This is a genomic window from Nereida ignava, assembly GCF_047114695.1.
GTDB lineage: Bacteria > Pseudomonadota > Alphaproteobacteria > Rhodobacterales > Rhodobacteraceae > Nereida > Nereida ignava.
On record NZ_CP112885.1, the window covers coordinates 2,372,141 to 2,394,110 of the forward strand.

The following is a 21,970-nucleotide window of genomic DNA, read 5'->3' on the forward strand; positions in this document are numbered from 1 at the left end:
AATCGCCCACATAGAGTGGCATACCGACCCATTACTTAACGAAGAGAGCTTTTCATACATGGCTGGAAATAACGGCGGCCCTTGGGGTGGCGGAGGCGGAAATCGCGGCGGCGACGACCGTGGACAGGGAAATGACGGAAACCGTGGGAACGGTGGACGGCGTCCAAACGAGGGCGCGCAGATCCCGGAAATTGATGAGCTGATGAAAAAAGGCCAAGAGCAGTTGCGCGTCCTGATGGGTGGCAAAGGCGGCGGCACTGGTTCAGGCGGCAACGGCACCGGAGGCGGTGGGCCTATGCTAACCCGCGGTACGTTTGGCCTTGCCGCGTTGGCTGGTTTGGTTTTGTGGGGCATGGCATCGTTTTACACTGTCCGTCCTGAACAACAGTCAGTTGAGCTTTTCTTGGGTGAATTCCGCGGTGTTGGCACCGAAGGTCTGAACTTTGCTCCGTGGCCGTTTGTGACAGCCGAAGTGTTCAACGTGACCACAAACCGCACCGAAGACATTGGCGTTGGTCGTGGTACAAACGGCGACAACGGCTTGATGCTGACGACTGATGAAAACATCGTCGATATTGACTTCCAAGTGGTTTGGAACATCAAGAACGCGCAAGATTTCTTGTTCAGCTTGGCTAATCCGCGCCAATCAGTCGTTTCAATCTCGGAAGCAGCAATGCGCGAAGTTATCGCACAGTCTGAGCTTGCGCCGATCTTGAACCGTGACCGTGCAGCGATTGAAGCCGAGGTACGTACCCGTATCCAAGGCACCCTTGATGACCGCGACAGTGGTATCAACATTGTGCGTGTCAACTTCAACAAAGTGGACCCGCCAAGCCAGCAGGTCGCCCTGACTGACAACGACGGCAACACCCGGAATGTCAGCGTTATTGACGCTTTCCGCGATGTTCAGGCCGCCGAACAAGAGCGTGACCGTGTTGAGCGTCAAGCGGACGCCTATGCAAACGCACGCCTTGCGGATGCACGTGGTGAATCTGCGCGTGTCCTAGAGGAAGCTGAAGCGTACCGCGCGCGCCAAGTGAACGGCGCCATCGGTGAGGCATCACGCTTCTCATCCGTTTTGACTGAATACGCGCAAGCCCCCGATGTGACCCGCACCCGTCTTTACCTTGAGACGATGGAACGCGTTTTGGGCGACGTGGACAAGATCATTCTTGAAGACACCAGCAGCGGCGGTGGGCAGGGCGTCGTGCCTTACCTGCCTCTCAATGACCTGCGCCGTGGAGGATCAAACTAATGCGTAAGAACATTTATATCTTGCCAATTCTCGTGATCGTCGTGGCAACGGCCCTTTCGTCGATCTTCATTGTTGATGAACGTAACAAAGCACTCGTGCTGCGGTTCGGTCAGATCGTGAACGTGGTTGAAGAGCCAGGTTTGGGCTTCAAAGTGCCACTTCTTGATGAAGTCGTGCGCTACGAAGATCGTATTTTGTCGCTGCAAACACCCACAATCGAGGTCACCCCCGCGGATGACCGTCGTTTGGAGGTAGATGCGTTCGTTCTCTACCGGATTGCTGACATCATCCAGTTCCGCCAAGCGGTTTCATTTGGCGGCCTGCGTGAAGCAGAAGCACAGCTTGAAAACATTCTCGACGGTCAGATCCGTGCAGTTTTGGGTTCAGAAGGTGTTACGTCGAACACTATTCTGTCACCTGAACGGAGTGCCTTGATGGAAAACATCCGCGTTCAAGCTGCCGCACGTGCGGATGCTTTGGGTCTTGCGGTTGTTGAAGTGCGCCTGCGCCAGACTAACCTGCCTGAGCAGAACTTTGACGCGACACTGCAACGTATGATCGCCGAGCGTGACCGTGAAGCAACCGATGAACGTGCCCGTGGCCGTGAGGCCGCATCACGTGTGCGTGCGCTTGCCGACCGTACATACGATGAGATCATTGCTGAAGCGACACGTGATGCGCGGATCATTGAAGGTGAAGCAGATGCGGAACGTAACCGCATCTTTGCAGAAGCCTATACGAAGGACCCGGAGTTCTTTGAATTCTACCGCTCGCTTGCCGCTTATGAAGAAGCAATCAAGGGCAGCAATTCTACCCTCGTGTTGTCGCCCGATAGTGAGTTTTTCAATTACCTGCGCTCCGACACGGGCGCATCGGCAAACTAAGGCGAACGCCTCGTGTTTGTTGATTTAACATTGGCCCAGCTCCTTCTTTTGGGGCTGGGCCTTTTGCTTTTTGTGGAGGGGCTCGTCTATGCGCTCTTTCCCAAAATAGTAGAGCAACTTTTAGAGGCGCTGCGCGACACACCCCTTGAAGCACGCCGGTTGATTGGACTTCTTTCCATGCTTAGTGGCCTTGGGTTGTTGTGGTTTTTATCGTGACAATAGCGGGTGTTGCGCGGCGTAAATCCGCGCAACAATAGTCACAGCACCGTTATATCCGGCCCAAAGACTTGGCCATTTGCGCAAACGTCCCTACTTCTAAGTTCACAGCGGGAACGGTCCCCGCGTTTGATGCAATCTGACCTATGCAAAACATGCAGTCGAACGAGGAGTTTACATTGCAGTATTTGGCGAAAAACCTTCCTAGCCGCAGACAGCCTGCCCGAAGTGCTGTCAAAGTAGCGACCCAACCAAAAATGTCTCTGCCGATGTTTGCTGTCGCCCTGACGGCCTTGTTGGCGTTCTGCGCAATTGTGTTGGCGTCGGTGCCAGCAAATGCCCGCAGCGCCCCTGCAAGTTTTGCGGATTTGGCGGAGAAAATCAGCCCAGCAGTGGTCAACATCACCACGTCCACAGTTATCGCGGGCCGGACCGGTCCCCAAGGGATCGTGCCTGAGGGCTCGCCTTTTGAAGAGTTCTTCAACAACCGTCCCCGCAATAACGGACCCCGCCGCTCGTCCGCGTTGGGATCTGGCTTTGTGATTTCCGAGGACGGTTTCATTGTCACCAACAATCACGTCATTGAGGGCGCTGATGAAATCCAGATTGAATTTTTCCCCGGCGAAGGCCAGCCGACCGAGTTGTTGAACGCAGAACTGATCGGGACAGATAAAAACACTGATATCGCCCTTCTGAAAGTTGATGCAGATACGCCACTGCGCCATGTGCCGTTTGGGGACAGTAATATCGCGCGTGTGGGTGATTGGGTGCTTGCGATGGGTAACCCGCTTGGGCAGGGGTTCTCGGTTTCTGCGGGCATTATTTCTGCGCGCAACCGTGCCCTTCAGGGAAGTTATGACGACTACATCCAGACAGATGCGGCGATCAACCGTGGCAATTCGGGCGGACCATTGTTCAACATGGACGGCGAAGTGATTGGCGTGAACACAGCGATCCTGTCGCCCAACGGTGGGTCAATCGGGATCGGTTTTGCGATGTCTTCTGACGTTGTCACCCGCGTTGTGGCGCAACTGAAAGAATACGGCGAAACCCGTCGTGGCTGGTTGGGTGTGCGTATCCAAGACATCGCGCCTGATATGGTTTCTGCGATCGAAGGTCTTGAAAATGAGAAAGGTGCGCTTGTCACGGATGTACCAGATGGCCCTGCTAAGAACGCTGGTATTCAAGCAGGCGACGTTATTCTAAATTTTGACGGCGATGACGTTGAGGACACCCGTGGCCTTGTGCGCCGTGTCGGTAACACCGATGTGGACAAGACGGTGCGCGTGGTTGTGCTGCGCGACGGTAGCCGTGAAACGCTGCGTGTTACTTTGGGCCGTCGTGAGGCGGCGGAAGCGGCTAGCGCATCTGGCGATGATACACCGCAAGAGCCAGACAGCTTGGACATTCTCGGCATGACTTTGTCAGAACTGAGTGATGATATGCGTCAAGAGCTTGGACTAAACGAAGGTGCGGCGGGTCTGGCTGTTGTTGATCTTGATGAGGCGTCTGAGGCGTTTTCAAAGGGACTACGTGCGGGCGATGTGATCACCGAGGCTGGGCAAGAAAAGCTCGAGACTGTTGGTGATTTTGAAGACCGTGTCGCAGATGCACGCGATGCTGGGCGGACGTCACTACTGCTTCTCATCCGTCGTGATGGGCAGCCTCGCTTTTTGGCGTTGTCCCTAGACGACTAATCATCGCACGATGTGAAAAATCCAAAAGGCGCGTCAATTTCTGGCGCGCCTTTTTCACTGGTTTATGGATCACCGTAGTTCGCGTTTAATTGGGGCGAGCCCCAACTGCCGCGCGGCGGCAGTGGACAAAAGCGCGCTATCAAGGCCCTGCGCTTTTTGATAGCGCCGGATCGCCATGCGTGTCCTAAGATCCAGACCGCCTGTGATTGCGCCTGAGTAAATGTCGCGTGCCGCTAAGGCGCGCTGGACTGAAGAAACAAACGTCGGGGTTAGTTCGTCACTACATAGGGCTTCAAACCACAGCTCTTTGCGTTCCGTTACAATCCGCTGCAATGTTTCAGAGCGATACATCGGCGGTGACAGCACAGTTCCATCGCTGCTGAGTTGTGCGGGTTGCACCAGAATTTGCTGGGTCACAGTTTCTACCACAGCGGGGCTCACATCGCGGCCATAGCAAATCCCATCTTCGGCGTTGGGTGGCCCAATGCCAAACGCAGCCGTAGCTTGGTCTGCGCGAATGGGTTGTTCAACGGGCGTGCAGGCCGCAGAAATAGCAAGTACTCCAAGGCCCAGAATTTTGGGCAATTTGTTGAAGTGACAAAGACGCATTTGGGGTCCTGACGGCTAAATCCGAGATAAATCTTGGCACATGATAAGGTAATCTGCGGCCTCATCGCAAACCCTATGACCTTCGCTCTAGAAAAACTCTCAACGCGCCGCTACATCTTACGCCAGATATTTAAACTGGAGGCCATCTCATGGCGAAAATTACCTATATTGAATTTGGCGGCACCGAGCATGTTGTCGAAGTTTCGAACGGCCTTACGGTTATGGAAGGTGCGCGCGATAACAACATTCCGGGCATCGAAGCGGATTGTGGTGGCGCGTGTGCGTGTTCCACATGCCACGTGTATGTGGACCCTGCATGGGCTGATAAGTTGCCTGCTTTGGACGGCATGGAAGAAGATATGCTTGATTTTGCGTTTGAAGCAAAACCGGGTCAGTCACGCTTGACCTGTCAATTGAAAGTGACTGACGAGCTGGACGGGCTGATTGTCCGGATGCCTGAAAAGCAAGTTTAATGATTTGGCGCGCCGCTTGGTTGGTCGCGACGCTTGTCTGCTTAGCGGGCGGTGGCGCGGCTCAGACAATCCAAGCGGCGCGCTTTACCGACCCCACAACACGCTACGCGCATGGGGTGCTTGGGGATGCGGTTGAATACGGTGGCTTGCAGATCACCGTTTTATCGAGCAGCTGTAAGCGCATCATTCGCAGTATTATGTTACCCGTCAGTCATGTGTTTGAAGACATTGCCCCACGGCTTTGGGATGTAACCGGAGACGGTTTACCTGAGGTTGTAGTGATTGAGACTGATGTCGCACGCGGTGCGGCGCTTGCGATTTATGGCCCCAATGGCAAACTGGCTGAGACGCCTCATATCGGGCGCACGAACAGGTGGCTTGCCCCAATTGGTTCGGCTGATTTGGACGGCGACGGAATAATCGAGATTGCTTATATTGACCGCCCGCATTTGGCCAAAGAGCTGCGAGTTTGGTCGTTTGTGAACGGTGATCTTCGCCCGTTGGCGCGCGCGTCGGGGCTGACCAATCACCGCATCGGCGAAGACTTTATTTCCGGTGCGTTGATCCAGTGTAATGACATTCCTACGATCATTACCGCAAACGCAGATTGGTCACGTCGCATGGGGACTGTGCTTCAGGCGGGCACGCTTATTAGTCGTGATTTGGGCCCATTTGCTGGGCGCAAAAGTCTTGAACGCTGTTAAATTATGATGCGCCTTAAAGGGCGCGCCAACCGATATCGCTCCGGCTGAACCCTTCAGGCCAATCGATTTTATCCAGCATTGCGTAAGCCGCTTTGTGAGCCTCGGCCAATGTCGCGCCGCGCGCTGTGATGTTCAGCACCCGTCCACCGTTGGAGACAATCGCACCGTCTTTCTGTGCGGTTCCAGCGTGGAAACACATTTGCGTGCTGCTTTCAGGTAGGGCGTCTAGGCCGCGAATTTCTGTGCTTTTGGTATAATCGCCCGGATAGCCATTTGCGGCCATCACGATGGTCATTGCGTGGTCGTTGGCCCAGTTGACCTGTGCCGATGAAAGCGTGCCATCGGCACAAGCCAGCATCAAATCCAGTGCTTGCGCCCCAAGTCGCATCATCAATACCTGACATTCCGGGTCCCCAAAGCGCGCATTATATTCAACCAATCGCGGCTGGCCGTCTTTGATCATCAGGCCCGCATAAAGCACCCCTTGGTAAGGCGTTCCACGTCTCGCCATTTCGGCGACACAGGGTTTGATGATCGTCTCCATCGCCAGCGCTTCAACAGATGCGGACAATACAGGCGCTGGCGAGTAGGCGCCCATGCCGCCAGTGTTCGGGCCAGTATCCCCGTCGCCTACGCGTTTATGATCCTGCGCAGTGCCCACGCTCAGCACGTTTTCACCATCACAAAGCACGAATAGAGAGCCTTCTTCGCCCTCCATGAATTCTTCGATCACGACCTCGGCACCCGCACCGCCAAATGCACCACTGAACATATCATCAATCGCATCAAGGGCTTCGGCCTCGGTCATTGCGACAATCACGCCTTTACCTGCCGCAAGCCCATCAGCTTTGACCACGATAGGGGCACCATTCTCGCGGATGTAATCTTTGGCCGGTGCTGCGCTGTCAAAACGTGCATAGGCCGCTGTAGGTGCGTCACATGCATCGCATAACTCTTTGGTAAAGGCTTTGGACGCTTCCAGCTTTGCCGCTTCTTGAGAGGGGCCAAAGGTCAAGATACCTGCCGCGCGTAAGCTGTCACCCACACCCGCCGCAAGAGGTGCTTCGGGGCCGATGATGACAAAATCAATACTGTGATCTGTGGCAAATTGCACAACCGAAGGGCCGTCGTTGATATCAAAGTTGGCGCATTCGGCGATCTGTGCGATGCCGGCGTTGCCGGGGGCCACAATCAGGCGGTCACATTTGGGGTTTTGCTTTACGGCCCACGCCAACGCATGCTCACGTCCGCCGCTTCCCAGAATAAGAATGTTCATCGCGCAGTTCCCCTTGGCCTTGGTTTGCGTGCGTTCTAAGCTGGTGTGAAGTGATGCACAAGGAACGGCCTGTGATGGATTTGATCGACGACCCCCGTAGCGGTGAAAACGCACCAGAATTTAGCGTTTCCGAAATTTCGGGCGCGGTCAAAAAGACGGTTGAGGGTGCGTTTGGGCATGTGCGCGTCAAAGGCGAGGTGGGCCGTGTGATGCATGCGCGCTCAGGACATCTTTATTTTGACATCAAAGACGACCGCACCGTGCTTGGCTGTACCACTTGGAAAGCCCAAGTCGCGCGCCTGAACGTGATCCCCGAAGAGGGTATGGAAATTGTGGCCACTGGCCGGCTTACGACATTTCCGAACCAGTCAAAGTATCAGATGAACGTTCAAGACGTTAGCGTGGCCGGTGTTGGTGCGTTGATGGCCATGCTTGAAAAGCGCAAGACCAAGCTGGCCGCTGAGGGGCTTTTTGATCCCGCGCGCAAAAGCAATATTCCATTTTTGCCAGATGTTATCGGGGTTGTGACCTCGCCAACCGGTGCTGTCATACGTGATATTCTGCACCGGTTGCGTGACCGGTTTCCACGCAAAGTGCTGGTCTGGCCTGTGGCCGTTCAGGGTGCGAATTGTGCCGCTGAAGTGACCCGTGCGATCGAGGGGTTCAACGCCATGACGCCCGGTGGCGCGCTTCCGCGGCCTGACGTTTTGATTGTTGCACGTGGTGGTGGCAGCATTGAGGACCTGTGGGGATTTAATGAGGAAAATGTGGCGCGCGCGGCTGCGGCCAGTGATATTCCTCTCATCTCTGCTGTCGGGCACGAAACCGACACAACATTGATCGATTATGTTTCGGACAGGCGCGCGCCCACGCCAACGGCGGCGGCGGAAATGGCGGTGCCTGTACGCCTTGATATGCTGGCCTTTGTAAACGAATGCGGCGGGCGTTTGTCGCGCGGCCTTGCAAACGGGATGACGCGTCGTGCAGACCGCCTGCGTGATCTGGCCCGTGGCCTGCCGCGGCCCGAGCGGTTGACCGAAGACCAGCGCCAACGTTTGGATGCGGCCTCTGACAGATTGGATGGCGCGCTGAACCGTTTTGTCAGTACCAAACGGGTTGCTCTGGCTGATGTTGCTGGTGGCGTGCGCCCCACAGTGCTGAGCGCGCGGATCGCCGAAGCACGCAGGCGCACGGATGATCGCGCGCGCCAATTGGTGCCTGCATTGACGCGCAAAACGGAACGCCGCCGCGAAGCATTGGCAGGCGTAAGTGCGCGTTTGCGCCCTGCAGTGGTTGCAAGTGAAATCACCAGACAGCGCGAACGCACTGGGATGCTTGGCATCAAGATGAGCGGTGGCGCCACGCAACGCATTACAACTGCGCGTGCAACGCTTGATGGGCTTGAAAGACTGCGCAAAACATTGGGGTATGAGGCCACGTTGGAACGCGGCTTTGCTGTGGTGCGCAGCGCAGGTGCGGTCATTACGCAAGTGGATGATGCGCGCGCTTCTGATGCCTTGGAAATCCAGTTCAAAGATGGCCGCGTTTCACTGGGGTCCGCAACGGGATCGCGGGATGCTGAAGCGACTGTGAAAAAGCCATCTACTGCGCCCAAAAAACGGATCAAAAAGGATGACACCCCGCCCGAGCAAGGCACGCTGCTTTAGGTTTGCATGTTGTTGTGGGTGGTGCGGTTGGCGGTGTTGGCTGTTGCTTTGACACGCTCCGCGTCCGCTTGGCCCTGCTAAATGTCGCTTTTGCCCCTGACCGCAGTTTGTGAACGGGGCTACAAGAAAATAGATTTTTCGGGGGATGCGCAAAATGGCATTGGACAGCAAGGATATGGACGCGGGCAAAGGCGTTTGGAAATCGGGCAAAGGCAAGGGCCGCCGCCACACCAAAGGCCGTCAGCTTGATGATGCTGCGTGGGGCGAAGTGCAAAGCCTGCTTGACGGGAAATCCCGCGACCGTGATCTGTTGATCGAGCATTTACACTTGATCCAAGATAAATTCGGCTGCTTGTCCGCGGCGCACCTACGTGCCTTGGCCGAGGAGATGCGTTTGTCTATGGCCGAAGTTTATGAGGTGGCGACGTTTTATGCCCACTTTGATGTCGTCAAAGAAGGCGAGACCCCGCCGCCTGCGCTGACCATCCGAGTGTGTGACAGTCTTTCGTGCGAGCTTGCAGGCGCCCAAGCGTTGCAAGATGCGTTGGAGAAGGGACTGAATGCCGATGAAGTTCGCGTGGTGCGCGCGCCATGCATGGGACGGTGTGATACGGCACCGGTGCTTGAGCTGGGTCACAACCACATTGACCACGCTGATTTAGCCAAAGTCGAAGCGGCAATCGCGGCGGGTGACACACACGCCCATGTGCCTGGTTATGAGGCGTTAGATGCCTATCGCGCCGCCGGTGGTTACGACAGCCTGACATCACTGCGCCAAAGTGGCGATTGGGAAGTGGTACAAGAAAAAGTGCTGTCTTCCGGTTTGCGCGGCTTGGGTGGTGCTGGTTTTCCGTCGGGCAAAAAATGGGGTTTTGTGCGTGCAAACGCAGGACCGCGTTACTTGGCTGTAAATGGTGATGAGGGCGAACCCGGTACATTCAAAGACCGCTATTATCTTGAGCGTACACCGCATCTTTTCCTTGAGGGTATGTTGATCGCAGCTTGGGCTGTTGAGGCCGAGAAGGCGTTTATTTACATGCGTGACGAGTATCCTGCAGTGCTCGAAATATTGCGCCGTGAGATTGCGGCACTTGAGGATGCGGGTATCGTTGAGGCCGGCTATATTGACCTGCGCCGCGGTGCGGGTGCGTATATCTGCGGTGAGGAATCCGCGATGATTGAAAGCATCGAAGGCAAGCGCGGCATGCCACGGCACCGGCCTCCTTTTGTGGCTCAGGTTGGCATTTTTGGCCAGCCTACGCTGGTCCATAACGTGGAAACCCTGCATTGGGTCGCGCGCATCTGTCGTGAAGGCCCCGAGATTTTGAGCAGTGTTGAGAAGAATGGCCGCAAAGGGTTGCGCAGCTATTCTGTGTCGGGACGTGTGAAGAACGCGGGCGTTTATTTGCTGCCCGCTGGCTCAACCATCACGGATATCATCGAAGCAGCTGGCGGCATGGCTGACGGGCACGTTTTCAAAGCCTATCAACCGGGCGGGCCGTCTTCTGGGTTGTTGCCTGCTTCCATTCACGATGTGCCGCTTGATTTTGACACGTTGCAGCCGCTTGGCACCTTCATTGGCTCTGCTGCTGTAGTGGTGTTGTCAGATCAGGATCGTGCCCGTGATGCGGCGCTGAATATGCTGCGCTTTTTTGAAGATGAGTCCTGTGGTCAATGCACACCGTGCCGTGTGGGCTGCGAAAAGGCTGTAAAGCTGATGCAGGCCGATACGTGGGATCAGGGCCTTCTGACCGAGTTGAGCACCGCAATGGTCGATGCCTCAATTTGCGGTTTGGGACAAGCGGCGCCAAACCCGATCAAATTGGTCATGGAACACTTCAAAGACGAAATCTGAGTACTTCTGCAGGGCCAGTGCGCAAAATTACAGCGCGTCTGGCCCTTGCGGTGCAACGGGCATCTTTCAAAAGCGCTGCCAAAGGGTTAGATCACTAAGTGAACCCTTTTCGGAGAGCCGATTTGTCTTTTTTCAATAAGCTGAAATCCAAGCTTTTTAAGTCTTCCTCCAAACTTGAGGAGGGATTGGATGCGATTGTCGAGGATGGTGGCACGGTCGAAGAAGAACCGCAGTCCGACGTAGCCGTTGCGGCAGAGGCCGAGGCTGAAGTCCAAGTCCACGACGCGCCTGGATCGGAACCGGTTAGTGAACCAGAAAAAGCGGTGCCGGAGCAATCTGCGCCGGATGAGGCCGTGCGGGATGAGGTGGAGTTTGTCAACGAACCTGTTGACGTAGCCGCTAAAACCGAAACTCCTGAGCCTGAGCCTGAGCCTGAGCCTGAGCCTGTTGCGGCGCCCAAGGTCGAAATACCTGCTGCCCCACAAGAAAAACCAAGCTTTTTGGGCCGTGTCTTTGGCCGAAGCGCTAAGCAAACTGCCGCACGCAAACGTGTGCTCGACGACGATATGCTTGAACAGCTTGAGGAGTTATTGATCGCCTCAGATATGGGGGTTGATACGGCTCTGCGCGTCACCGCAAACATGGCTGAGGGCCGCATTGGTAAGCGCCTGTCGACCGCTGAGATCAAGTCCTTGCTTGCCGGTGAAGTGGCGCGGATCATGGAACCTGTCGCCAAACCTATGCCACTTTATGCTAAAAAGCCCCAAGTGGTTCTGGTCGTCGGCGTAAACGGGTCTGGCAAAACCACGACGATCGGCAAGCTGGCCCTTCAGTTCAAAAATGCAGGTAAAAAAGTGGTCATCGCCGCCGGTGATACGTTTCGCGCCGCTGCCGTTGAGCAATTGCAGGTCTGGGGTGAACGGGCTGATGTGCCGGTTTTGACCGCACCCGAAGGATCTGATCCGGCTTCGCTTGCGTTCGACGCAATGATCAAGGCCGAGGCAGATGGTGCTGATTTGTTGATGATAGATACGGCTGGTCGCTTGCAAAACCGCGCTGATTTGATGGAAGAGTTGTCAAAGATCGTGCGTGTCATTCGCAAGAAAGACCCTGATGCACCTCATAACACGGTGTTGGTGCTCGATGCGACCACGGGGCAAAATGCGGTGAACCAAGTTGAGATTTTCCAAAAACTGGCTGATGTATCCGGCCTTGTGATGACCAAACTGGACGGCACCGCAAAGGGTGGCGTTTTGGTTGCGCTTGCCGATAAGTTTGGCTTGCCCATTCATGCGATTGGCGTTGGTGAACAGATTGATGATTTATCCCCGTTTGACCCCGAAGAATTTGCGGCGGCCTTGACCGGCGCGGATGTTTAGAAGCGAAAAATAAATATGAGTGAATGGTTGGTCTCGCTGGAGGGAACAGAAGCGGGGCATCAACTTGCGCTTGTTCTTGCGCTGTCTGCGGCGTTCTTGCACGCGGTCTTTGGAGCGCTGCAAAAAGGGCGTTTTGATCCTTGGCTGTCGCGTGCGTCGATTGATGCCTGTTTGGTTGTTATTTCGCTGCCGGTCGCGCTGTTTTTGGTGCCGTGGCCCGAAGGTGGTGCGTGGTGGTTGATGGCCGGTGCAGTGGTTATCCACTTGATCTACAAAGTGCTGATCGCCATGGCCTACACACGCGGCGCCTACACAGTTGTCTACCCTGTGATGCGCGGCACGGGGCCGCTTTTTACTGTAATCGGCGCTTATTTGATTTTTGGTGAGGTCTTCACAATCGTTCAGTGGTTGGGCGTATTCACACTTGTGGCGGGTATTTTCGGACTGGCTGCGTACAACTTTTTCCGGCTTGATAGTGGCCGCGATACGCTAATCCCTGCTTTGTGGTTTGCAGTCTGCACGGGGCTTTTTGTAGCGATCTATACAACTTATGATGCTTACGCGATCCGTGCATTGCCTGATCCATTCACGTTCATCGCATGGTTTTTCTTACTCACATCGATGGATTTTCCGCTGTTGATGCTGTGGCGCTACCGTAAAGGAGACTGGCCTGATGTGCGAGGTTTGATGGGGCGCTCGGTGATGGGGGCATTTATTGCCTATGGCTCTTTTGGGGCGGTGATGTTGGCCACGCGCCTTGATAAAGTAGGCGAGGCGGCTGTGCTGCGCGAAACCTCAGCGGTTTTTGCGGCTTTCATTGGCTGGATATTTTTGAAAGAAACAGTCGGTCCAAGACGGATAGGCTTGATGGCGCTCATTGCGCTTGGTGCAGTTATTGTGGAAATGGGAGGCTAACAAATGGCCGGAAAACCAATCAATCCAATCGTCAAACAGGTGCTTGAGTTAGGGCCGACAATCGCGTTTTTCCTGATCTATCTTCGCATCAAAGACGACAGCTTTACGTTTGCGGGCACTGAATACTCGGGCTTTATCGTCTCCGCAGTGATTTTCATTCCAATCCTGCTAGCAGCAATGGGTACGCTTTGGGTGCTGACAGGTGAGTTGAGCAAGATGCAGGTCTTCACCGCCTTCATGGTTATTTTCTTCGGCGGGCTGACAGCGTGGTTCAACAACGAGACCTTCTTCAAGATGAAGACGACCATTGTTTACGGTGTCTTTGCAGTGCTTCTGGGCGGTGGGCTTTTGCGTGGGCGCAGCCTGCTGGCTTATGTACTGGGCGATGCGATGCCCATGCGCCAAGAGGGCTGGATGATTTTGACCAAGCGGCTGACAGCGGCCTTTGTGCTTTTGGCAGTTGCGAATGAAGTTGTTTGGCGGACCATGTCCACGGACGCTTGGGTCAAGATCGAGACATTCGGGTTCCCGATTGCTCTGTTTGCGTTTCTGTGGGTGCAGATTATTGCATTGCAAAAATATATGGACGAGCCAGATCAAGCGGACTGAGTGGCGCGCCCATATTTTTGACCTCGGTGGCCTACTTCGTTTTGAATAGCGCTTTTTGTGCGTCCTTGCTGGAATGATCGCCACGCTTTTCAGCCAGCAGCGCACGCCCCTCAATAACAGCAGGCCGTGCGCTGACGGTCTCAAGCCAGCGGTGTAAGTTCGGCTTATCATCCAGCGTCTGTTGCTGGCCTTCCCACAAAGACGCCCACCCCCAAATTGACATATCGGCGATTGAATAAAAATCCCCTGCCACAAATTCGTGTTTTGCCAACTGCCTGTCTAGCACTCCGTAAAGGCGCGCGGTTTCTGCACGGTAGCGGTCTTTAGCGTAAGGAATATCTTGGGGCGGATCCATCGCCGGGGCGTATTTTAGGAAGTGATGCGCTTGTCCGGCCATGGGGCCTAAGCCGCCCATTTGCCACATTAGCCATTGATCTACTGCGATGCGGTCACGCTTAGTCGGGCCGCCGAACTTGCCAGTCTTGCGCGCCAGATACTGCAAAATAGCACCGCTTTCAAAAATAGATATCGGCACACCGTCTGGCCCATCAGGATCGGTGATCGCGGGCATGCGGTTGTTGGGTGCTATTTGCAAAAAGGCGGGATCGAATTGATCGCCTTTGCCGATGTTGATTTCATGCAGTTTGAACGGCAAGCCCATCTCTGCAAGTGCAATGCTGACTTTCCATCCGTTGGGGGTGGGCCAGTAGTACAGATCAATCATGGGCAAGCTCCTGTCATCACAATTTAGCAAGACAATGGCGGATTTGATTTATTGTGCAAGGGCCATGCTTGACGGCTCGAGCGGGCTTGGCATAGAACAGTTTCGTGGCGATTTGTTACCGGATTGCGGGCCACGTTAAATATGCCGCTAAAGAGGGTCAGGTGCCAGCGTTGCAACCCCGCCCTTGACCGGTGGGGTTTTTTATTTGGGCCACGGCCCGCCGAAGGAAAATGACATGACAAAGAAACATCCTCGCACTGCCGCCGTTCACGCAGGCACCCGCCGCAGCCAATACGGTGAACTTTCAGAGGCGATGTTTTTGACCCAAGGGTTTGTCTACCCCACAGCTGAAGCCGCTGAGGCGCGCTTTGTCTCGCTTGGTGAGGACGAGTTTATCTATGCCCGCTATGGCAACCCAACCGTGCGGATGTTCGAAGAACGCATCGCGGCGATTGAGGGCACAGAAGATGCCTTTGCCACGGCCAGCGGCATGGCTGCGGTGAACGGCGCCGTGATGGCCGGTCTGAAAGCAGGCGATCACATCGTGGCCGCGCGCGCGTTGTTTGGGTCGTGTCTTTATATCCTCGACGATATTTTGCCGCGCTTTGGTGTTGAGGTCACGTTGATTGACGGCACTGACCTGAACGCATGGAAAGAGGCCCTGCGGCCGGATACCAAAATGGCCTTCTTTGAGACCGTCTCGAACCCTGCTCTGGAAGTGATCGACATTGCTGCGGTGTCCAAACTGGCCCACGCGGTGGGCGCCTATGTTGTGGTGGACAATGTGTTCTCAACGCCTGTCTTCTCTGACGCTGTGGCGCAAGGGGCCGACGTGGTGGTCTATTCCGCGACCAAACACATTGACGGTCAGGGCCGTGTTCTGGGTGGTGTCGTTCTGGGCAGTCGCGATTACATTCGCAAAACACTTGAACCGTATCTAAAGCACACAGGCGGTGCGATGTCGCCGTTCAATGCGTGGACGCTGCTTAAAGGGCTTGAGACGATGGATCTGCGTGTGCGCGCACAAACGCAAAGTGCTTTGGAAATCGCTAAGGTTCTGGAAGGCGATGCGCGTCTGGAGCGGGTTATCTACCCCGGTTTGCCCAGCCATCCGCAGTATGACATTTGCATGAAACAGCTTGGCGCGGGTGGAACAGTTTTAGCCATTGATGTGCGGGGCGGCAAAGACGCCAGCTATGCGATGCTGAACGCGCTTGAAGTATTTACCATTTCAAACAACTTGGGCGATGCAAAATCAATCGTCACCCCACCTGCTTTCACGACGCATCAGCGTTTGCCCCAAGAGCAAAAAGACGCATTGGGCATCACGGAGGGGCTTGTTCGCATCTCGGTCGGGCTTGAGCATACTGCCGATTTGATCGCTGATCTTGAACAGGCGTTGGCGCAAATTTAAGCGTCAGACTCCGCATTTAACTGATCTAAAGCCGTTTGTGTCACGTAATTGTTTGGTAATATGTGCTACGCCCCTTATGTCTGAGTGGTTCGCGTTGCCCGATAACCAACAAGGGGAGGGACTTTAGATGAACTTTCACACGCCCGATATGGACCGTGAGCCTACCCGAGAAGAAGCCGAAGCGGCCCTTGCTGTTTTGCGGCGGTGGGCCGGTGGCGCCACAGATGTTGAACGCAGCGATCTTGATCCGGCTGTTGCGCGTTTGACTGTTGATGCCCCCACCGATTATCCAGACTTGTCGCATCAGTATCCGGCCGAGTTTACGGTGGACGCGGCGTATAAAGCATCGCTGCCTGATCTCCAAAACGGCCCCACATCCCTTATCCGCGGTGCTAAACGTCAAATTCAGCATGTGGGCATTAGTAACTTCCGCCTGCCAATTCGGTTTCGGACCCGTGATAACGGCGATCTGACCCTTGAGACATCTGTTACGGGCACCGTCAGCCTTGATGCTGAGAAAAAAGGCATCAACATGTCGCGCATTATGCGCACGTTTTATCAATCCGCTGATGAGACCTTTAGCTTTGATGTGATTGACCGAACTCTTGATGCGTATAAAACCGATTTGGAAAGCTTCGACGCGCGTATCCAGATGCGTTTTTCCTTCCCTATGAAAGTTGCCTCTTTGCGGTCGGGGCTGTCTGGCTATCAGTATTATGACATCGCGCTTGAGTTGGTTGAACAAGCAGGCGTGCGCAAAAAGATCGTGCACCTGGATTACGTCTATTCCTCAACGTGCCCTTGTTCGCTTGAGTTGTCAGAGCATGCCCGCCAAACCCGCGGACAACTGGCAACGCCGCATAGCCAACGTTCGGTTGCGCGTATTTCGGTGGCGCTTGAAAATGATGCGCAGGTGTTGTGGTTTGAGGATTTGATCGAAATGGCCCGCCGCGCCGTGCCAACTGAGACACAAGTCATGGTCAAGCGTGAAGACGAACAAGCTTTTGCGGAACTGAACGCGGCCAACCCCATTTTTGTTGAAGACGCCGCGCGGCTTTTTTGTGAGCAATTGCAAGCTGACCCGCGCGTTGGCGACTTCCGCGTGATTGCCAGCCACCAAGAAAGCCTGCACAGCCACGATGCGGTCAGTGTTCTTTTTGAAGGCGATACCTTTGCGTCAGACAGCATCGATCCCAAGCTCTTCGCCACGCTGTTTCACGTAGGCTAGAACAAAGCTGTGGTGCCCGCTTGCGACCCTAGTCATGCATGCTGCCTTGACACCCCATGGCGCAGGGTCCAACCCTTCTGACCATGTTGGATCTGCGTCCTATCGGTTATGTCATTGGCCTTTTGGTGGCCGCTTTGGGGTGCGCGATGCTGCTTCCCATGGCAGTGGATTTGTACGCCGGTGACCGCAATTGGATGGCCTTTTTGGAAAGCGCGATCATCACTGTTTTCACAGGTGGGCTTATCGCACAAAGCTGCGCTAATGCGGATCATCGCGGCCTCACCATCCAGCAGACATTCATTCTGACCACTTTTGTTTGGCTGGCATTGCCACTGTTTGGGGCTTTACCTTTTTATTTCGGCGCAACCCAAGCAAGTCCTACGGATGCGTTTTTTGAGGCCATGTCTGCCCTGACAACCACGGGCGCCACTGTCTTTTCTGGCTTGGGTGATCTGCCTGTGGGGATCAACATTTGGCGCGGTGCGTTGCAGTGGCTTGGGGGCATCGGGATTATTGTTGTGGCAATGGTCTTTCTGCCTGAGTTGCGCGTTGGAGGCATGCAGATTTTCCGCTCAGAGTCTTTTGATACTTTTGGCAAAATCCTACCCCGCGCCACAGAGATTTCGAGCAAAATTTCCGTGATCTACATCTCGATTACAGCCGCTGCGATCATTGCTTATTTGGCATGTGGGCTGTCGGGGATGGATGCGTTTATGCATGCCATGACAACGGTTTCCACGGGCGGGCACTCTAATTATGACGCCTCGTTCAGCGCACTTCCCGCCGCTGCCGAGTATGTAGCCGTCGTGTTCATGATCGCTGCTGCCTTGCCGTTTGTGCGCTATGTACAGCTTATCTCAGGTGATAATCTTGCGCTGTTGCGGGATGCGCAAATCCGCGGCTTCTTGATCATTCTGGCTGTTGGCGTAGCGGCCGTAACGATGTGGCTCTGGTCACAGGGGGGCTTTTCCGAAGAGGCGTTGCGCAAGGCGCTTTTCAACGTCACGTCCATCATGACGGGCACTGGTTATTCCAGCGCGGATTACATGCAGTGGGGCAGTTTTCCTATTGCCGTGATCTTTTTCATTGGACTTGTCGGGGGCTGTGCTGGCTCGACCTCTTGTTCGATCAAAGTGTTCCGGTTCCAGCTGCTGTTTGCCTCGATACGTGCGCAAATCAACGCAATCCACTCGCCTCACGGTATTTTCACGCCTCGCTACGAAGGCCGTGCGATTGAGGAAGACGTGGTAAACTCGGTCATGGCATTTTTCATGGTGTTTGTCGTAACTTTGGGCGTTGTGGCCGTGTTGCTTGGCCTGACTGGCTTGGATTTTACCACATCGGTTTCGGGTGCCGTTGCGACTTTGGCCAATATTGGTCCTGGCTTGGGGGACAAAATTGGACCTGCGGGCAATTACGGTGATATCAACGTGGCCGCAAAATGGATCATGATTGCGGCGATGGTCATCGGACGCCTTGAGTTGATGGCGGTCTATGCCATGCTGACCCTGCGTTTTTGGCGCAACTGATTATTCCCAACACTGCACCAGAACGGTAAATTCGCGGGCCTGTAGCGTCAGCTCCTCTGGCGAAAGGCGCTCCGTTGCGCTGTTTGGGGCCTCAATCGTAACATCAGCCGCTTTTGCAAGATCAACCAAAGTGCTGCTGTTGATTGCAAATTGCACATCCGCAGGTAGAGCTTGCGCGCTTGGGCTTTGGCGGGGGGCCAGCATGCCGATCACCGCGTTGTTGTTTGCCACAACGGGCCCGCCGATATCGCCCCTTCCGGCCAGCATAGACAGGCGGCTTAGGTCAGCCTCACCTTGCAATCCACGCAGGTCTTGCAGTGTTCCAAACGTCAGTGTCGCCGCGCGCAACACACCGCCATAGGGGTATCCCGCAACTGCAACGCTTTGCCCAAGCCGAATGGGGTCGCCCGTAAGCTGCGCATAGGATGCAGGGGCAAGCGGCTCAATGGGTATGAGCACGGCAAGCTCACCGGTGCCTGTGGTGCTTGGGTTCGCCAATGTTGCGGTGTAGCGATCGTTTAATGAAATACGCCCGCATCCCGCGACGTTTGCGGCATGGGTCAGTACCGTACCTTGATCATCGATGAAAAAGCCTGATCCTGCCCGCAGCGGTTGGCGTATTTCAAGACCCGCGACCAGATCAATTGCCTGCTCGGCAGGATCACCCAAAGTGGGGTCCAACACCCCTTCAATCGGTGTGAAGCTGTCTTTGAGGCCCTGAACAATCCGCGCGCGGCGCGGCTCGTCACCGGCGGGCCAGATCAGCGTGAAGCCTTTGATCTTGGCGCGTTTCGTTTCCGCAAAAGTGTAGCTGATGAAATCATCCCCAATGCCTTCCATCTCAAAAGTGTCGTCACGAATTTGCCGCGCGCCGTCAGACGGAACAATTTCAAGGGTCTGCATGATGTCGTAAAGCCCGCGCAATTCAGGTTCTGCCCCGTCCTGCGAGATCAACAAAAGCTGGGCTTGCTCTATGTTGCCCGACGCTGTGAAAAGGGCAAAAGGTGGCGCGTAGGCGTCAAAACTCACAATATTCGTAGGCACCAGCATTTCGATGCCCGCTTTTGCTTCGCGCACCACCTCAAGACCAAGCCCCTCAAAAACCGCATTGAATTGTTCAAGTAAAATGGCCCGCTCGCCGGTGGTCAAAATGCCAGTCTCGTCAAATCCTTGCTGTGCTTGCCATGCGCGCATCGCACCACGTGTGCCGCGCCCGTAGGATCCGTCAATAGCTGCTGCGTAAACACCTGCCCACGCTAACGCGCGTTGGAGTTCTTTTTTGTTGTCCCTTGATAAAAGCCGTTCTGATCTTTGCGCCTCGGCGCGCGTTTCATCGGGAATGTATGCCTGTGGAATTGGGGTAAGCTCAGCTGTTTCAAGTGTCGGCGTTACTGTTGGCGCCTGTGTTGGTGTCGGCTCACCTACCTCCGGAGTAGTGGCCGGAGCCGCGGCCGCAGTCTCGGCAAATTGTGCGCCGATCGGGAAAAACTGCTGCTGAAGGCGAGACGAAAATTGCACAAAGCTGTCGCGGGGCACCAACCCGTCGCGGCGCAATTGGCGCAGGGCCGCGCGGGCGTCCTCAGCGGTATATGGCCCCAACAAGATACCGTACCAGCCCGACCCAAGGTCGAAGCCCGCCACATTTGGGAAGGTCTGTCCGTAGTCGCGTATCCGGTCTTGCGCGCCCAAAAGGGTTGATTGCGCCTCAATCTGGATCCAGCTGCTTTCTTGTGGCGTGACTTGTGCAGCCGGTGCGGTTTGCCCTGAAATGGTCTGCTGTGCCAACGCGGGCAGGGAGGCAGTCAAGGCGGTTGAGCATGCGAAAAAACAGGCGGCAGTAATAGGGCGCATAAGGTCTCACTCTTGAAAATTGGACCAGCGGTCCGGCTACGTATCCCAGCAAGATTGCCCGCAATCTATCCAGATCACAAGGTGCGCGTAGAACCAAGTTTACGGGCGCCGGTTGACCCTTGTTGGGGCACGCTTTATGGGTCAGGCAACTCTGTTTTGATAGGCGGTTCGCCATGACTACACCAGCGCTTGATACCCCGCGTTCGTTCCAAGAAATCATCCTGCGGCTGCAAAATTACTGGGCCTCAAAGGGCTGCGCGATATTGCAACCCTATGACATGGAAGTCGGCGCGGGCACGTTCCACCCTGCCACAACGCTGCGCGCTCTTGGGGACACACCGTGGGCAGCGGCTTATGTGCAGCCTTCGCGCCGGCCAACAGATGGGCGCTATGGTGAAAACCCGAACCGTTTGCAGCACTACTATCAGTATCAAGTGCTGATCAAACCATCGCCTTCTGATCTGCAGGACCTCTACCTCGGCTCATTGAAGGCAATTGGCATCGACATGAGCTTGCATGATATTCGCTTTGTCGAGGACGACTGGGAAAGCCCCACGCTGGGCGCTTGGGGTCTTGGCTGGGAAGTGTGGTGCGACGGTATGGAAGTCTCGCAGTTTACGTATTTTCAACAAGTTGGCGGGCATGATTGTAAGCCGGTTTCAGGCGAGCTGACGTACGGGCTTGAGCGTTTGGCCATGTATATTTTGGGCATCGATCACGTGATGAATATGCCGTTCAACGACCCCTCCGCGCCAATCCCGCTGAGCTACCGCGACATCTTCAAGCAAACCGAAGAAGAGTATGCGCGCTGGAACTTTGATGTGGCAAACACCGAAACTCTCTTGCAGCATTTCAAAGACGCCGAGGCCGAGTGCGAAGCGATTTTGGCGCAGCCGCACGAGGATCCAAAAACGGGCAAGCGCATCGTGATGGCGCACCCCGCCTATGATCAGTGCATCAAGGCGTCACACGTGTTCAACCTGCTGGATGCGCGCGGCGTCATTTCGGTGACCGAGCGGCAGGCCTACATCGGGCGTGTTCGTGCGCTGGCCAAGCGATGCGCAGATGCGTTCGTGCAAACTGAGGCGGGCGGATACAAGGCGGCTGAGGCATGAATGGCGCACGCATCGCAATATCGGCCATTGTCGTGAGTGCTCTCATCGCGGGTATCGCGCTCTATTATCTTCAGGTTTACGCTTTTTATGATGAGGTCACGGACGGCGGTGTTGAACTGACCCCTGTGACCAGTGATGTGGCCGAGCCTATTTTGTTTGCAGACTTTCAAGCGATTGATGCAGACAGCTCACCGCTTCGGTACCGCGCATGCTTTACCACGCAGATGTCAGAGGCGATGCTGACGGAAACCTACAAAATCTATGACGCGGCCGAGCCCCGTGTGGCGCCCGATTGGTTTGAGTGCTTTGATGCGGATGCGATTGGTGCTGCCCTGGAAGATGGCACAGCAACGGCGTATTTGGGCGAAGCAAACGTGCAATACGGGATCGACCGTGTGGTAGGCATCATGTCTGATGGGCGCGGCTTTGTCTGGCACCAGATCAACGGCTGCGGCGAGGTGGTTTTTGACGGCCGTCGCGCGCCTGAGGGTTGCCCAACACCGCCGGAGACCCTTCAGTGATTTTGGCCACACCAATTTATTTGGGCGCGCGCGGAATTCCGCAGTTTGC

The 21,970-nt window shown here is 55.3% G+C and carries 20 protein-coding genes and 1 riboswitch; of the genes, 16 read left to right on the plus strand and 4 right to left on the minus strand.

Annotation, left to right across the window (positions count from 1 at the left end):
* Positions 1-58: 58 nt before the first annotated feature.
* The 4 genes from hflK to OLX08_RS11690 all read left to right on the plus strand — a co-directional run bounded on the left by hflK (position 59) and on the right by OLX08_RS11690 (position 4,052).
* On the plus strand, positions 59-1,255 hold the full coding sequence (gene hflK / locus OLX08_RS11675) for an FtsH protease activity modulator HflK (RefSeq protein ID WP_177193435.1): 1,197 nt from the start codon (positions 59-61) through the stop codon (positions 1,253-1,255).
* Positions 1,255-2,139, plus strand: a complete 885-nt coding sequence (gene hflC, locus OLX08_RS11680; RefSeq protein ID WP_048598269.1) for a protease modulator HflC — start codon at positions 1,255-1,257, stop codon at positions 2,137-2,139. Before hflK ends, hflC begins: the two co-directional genes overlap by 1 nt.
* Positions 2,140-2,151: 12 nt before the next feature.
* A complete protein-coding gene (locus tag OLX08_RS11685) occupies positions 2,152-2,355 on the plus strand; it encodes a DUF2065 family protein (RefSeq protein WP_341246657.1) in 204 nt (67 codons plus the stop codon).
* 269 nt (positions 2,356-2,624) lie between these two features.
* Positions 2,625-4,052: a Do family serine endopeptidase gene (locus OLX08_RS11690; protein ID WP_391483254.1), complete on the plus strand. Its 1,428-nt coding sequence runs from the start codon at positions 2,625-2,627 to the stop codon at positions 4,050-4,052.
* Between the two features lie 69 nt (positions 4,053-4,121).
* Here OLX08_RS11690 and OLX08_RS11695 read toward each other — a convergent pair whose 3' ends face one another.
* A complete protein-coding gene (locus OLX08_RS11695) occupies positions 4,122-4,661 on the minus strand; it encodes a peptidoglycan-binding domain-containing protein (protein ID WP_391481564.1) in 540 nt (179 codons plus the stop codon).
* 149 nt (positions 4,662-4,810) lie between these two features.
* On the opposite strand from OLX08_RS11695, the gene OLX08_RS11700 reads away from it, so the two are divergent.
* Positions 4,811-5,134 (plus strand): 2Fe-2S iron-sulfur cluster-binding protein, encoded by a 324-nt coding sequence (locus OLX08_RS11700; RefSeq protein ID WP_048598267.1) that lies wholly within the window; start codon positions 4,811-4,813, stop codon positions 5,132-5,134.
* Positions 5,134-5,838, plus strand: coding sequence for an FG-GAP repeat domain-containing protein (locus OLX08_RS11705; protein ID WP_391481565.1), 705 nt, complete (start codon positions 5,134-5,136; stop codon positions 5,836-5,838). Before OLX08_RS11700 ends, OLX08_RS11705 begins: the two co-directional genes overlap by 1 nt.
* Before the next feature lie 13 nt (positions 5,839-5,851).
* On the opposite strand, the gene purD is transcribed toward OLX08_RS11705, so the two are convergent.
* The gene (gene purD, locus OLX08_RS11710; RefSeq protein ID WP_391481566.1) at positions 5,852-7,114 is read right to left on the minus strand and encodes a phosphoribosylamine--glycine ligase; all 1,263 of its coding nucleotides are present in this window, start codon (positions 7,112-7,114) and stop codon (positions 5,852-5,854) included.
* Between the two features lie 74 nt (positions 7,115-7,188).
* Here purD and xseA point away from each other — a divergent pair, with 74 nt between their 5' ends.
* The 5 genes from xseA to OLX08_RS11735 all read left to right on the plus strand — a co-directional run bounded on the left by xseA (position 7,189) and on the right by OLX08_RS11735 (position 13,539).
* Positions 7,189-8,781 (plus strand): exodeoxyribonuclease VII large subunit, encoded by a 1,593-nt coding sequence (xseA, locus tag OLX08_RS11715; RefSeq protein WP_391481567.1) that lies wholly within the window; start codon positions 7,189-7,191, stop codon positions 8,779-8,781.
* Positions 8,782-8,935: 154 nt separating this feature from the next.
* Positions 8,936-10,636, plus strand: coding sequence for an NAD(P)H-dependent oxidoreductase subunit E (locus OLX08_RS11720; RefSeq protein ID WP_391481568.1), 1,701 nt, complete (start codon positions 8,936-8,938; stop codon positions 10,634-10,636).
* Positions 10,637-10,758: 122 nt separating this feature from the next.
* Positions 10,759-12,015 carry a signal recognition particle-docking protein FtsY gene (gene ftsY, locus OLX08_RS11725; protein ID WP_391481569.1) on the plus strand — a complete coding sequence of 419 codons (1,257 nt, stop codon included), beginning with the start codon at positions 10,759-10,761 and terminating at the stop codon, positions 12,013-12,015.
* Positions 12,016-12,030: 15 nt separating this feature from the next.
* Positions 12,031-12,930, plus strand: coding sequence for an EamA family transporter (locus tag OLX08_RS11730; protein WP_391481570.1), 900 nt, complete (start codon positions 12,031-12,033; stop codon positions 12,928-12,930).
* Positions 12,931-12,933: 3 nt separating this feature from the next.
* Positions 12,934-13,539: an inner membrane-spanning protein YciB gene (locus OLX08_RS11735; protein WP_391481572.1), complete on the plus strand. Its 606-nt coding sequence runs from the start codon at positions 12,934-12,936 to the stop codon at positions 13,537-13,539.
* A 31-nt stretch (positions 13,540-13,570) separates the two neighbouring features.
* Here OLX08_RS11735 and OLX08_RS11740 read toward each other — a convergent pair whose 3' ends face one another.
* The gene (locus OLX08_RS11740; protein ID WP_391481573.1) at positions 13,571-14,263 is read right to left on the minus strand and encodes a glutathione S-transferase N-terminal domain-containing protein; all 693 of its coding nucleotides are present in this window, start codon (positions 14,261-14,263) and stop codon (positions 13,571-13,573) included.
* 94 nt (positions 14,264-14,357) lie between these two features.
* Positions 14,358-14,435: riboswitch (SAM riboswitch) on the plus strand.
* A 63-nt stretch (positions 14,436-14,498) separates the two neighbouring features.
* Here OLX08_RS11740 and metZ point away from each other — a divergent pair.
* The 3 genes from metZ to OLX08_RS11755 all read left to right on the plus strand — a co-directional run bounded on the left by metZ (position 14,499) and on the right by OLX08_RS11755 (position 18,434).
* Positions 14,499-15,677, plus strand: coding sequence for an O-succinylhomoserine sulfhydrylase (gene metZ / locus OLX08_RS11745; RefSeq protein WP_391481574.1), 1,179 nt, complete (start codon positions 14,499-14,501; stop codon positions 15,675-15,677).
* A gap of 127 nt (positions 15,678-15,804) precedes the next feature.
* Positions 15,805-16,905, plus strand: a complete 1,101-nt coding sequence (gene folE2, locus OLX08_RS11750) for a GTP cyclohydrolase FolE2 (RefSeq protein WP_391481575.1) — start codon at positions 15,805-15,807, stop codon at positions 16,903-16,905.
* An 83-nt stretch (positions 16,906-16,988) separates the two neighbouring features.
* Complete coding sequence (locus OLX08_RS11755; RefSeq protein ID WP_391483256.1) at positions 16,989-18,434, plus strand: TrkH family potassium uptake protein; 1,446 nt, start codon at positions 16,989-16,991, stop codon at positions 18,432-18,434.
* Here OLX08_RS11755 and OLX08_RS11760 read toward each other — a convergent pair whose 3' ends face one another.
* Complete coding sequence (locus tag OLX08_RS11760) at positions 18,435-20,285, minus strand: trypsin-like peptidase domain-containing protein (RefSeq protein WP_391481576.1); 1,851 nt, start codon at positions 20,283-20,285, stop codon at positions 18,435-18,437.
* A 173-nt stretch (positions 20,286-20,458) separates the two neighbouring features.
* Here OLX08_RS11760 and OLX08_RS11765 point away from each other — a divergent pair, with 173 nt between their 5' ends.
* Positions 20,459-21,400, plus strand: a complete 942-nt coding sequence (locus tag OLX08_RS11765) for a glycine--tRNA ligase subunit alpha (RefSeq protein ID WP_391481577.1) — start codon at positions 20,459-20,461, stop codon at positions 21,398-21,400.
* The gene (locus OLX08_RS11770; RefSeq protein WP_391481578.1) at positions 21,397-21,921 is read left to right on the plus strand and encodes a DUF6446 family protein; all 525 of its coding nucleotides are present in this window, start codon (positions 21,397-21,399) and stop codon (positions 21,919-21,921) included. The genes OLX08_RS11765 and OLX08_RS11770 overlap by 4 nt, the downstream gene beginning before the upstream one ends.
* The last annotated feature ends 49 nt before the right edge of the window (positions 21,922-21,970 follow it).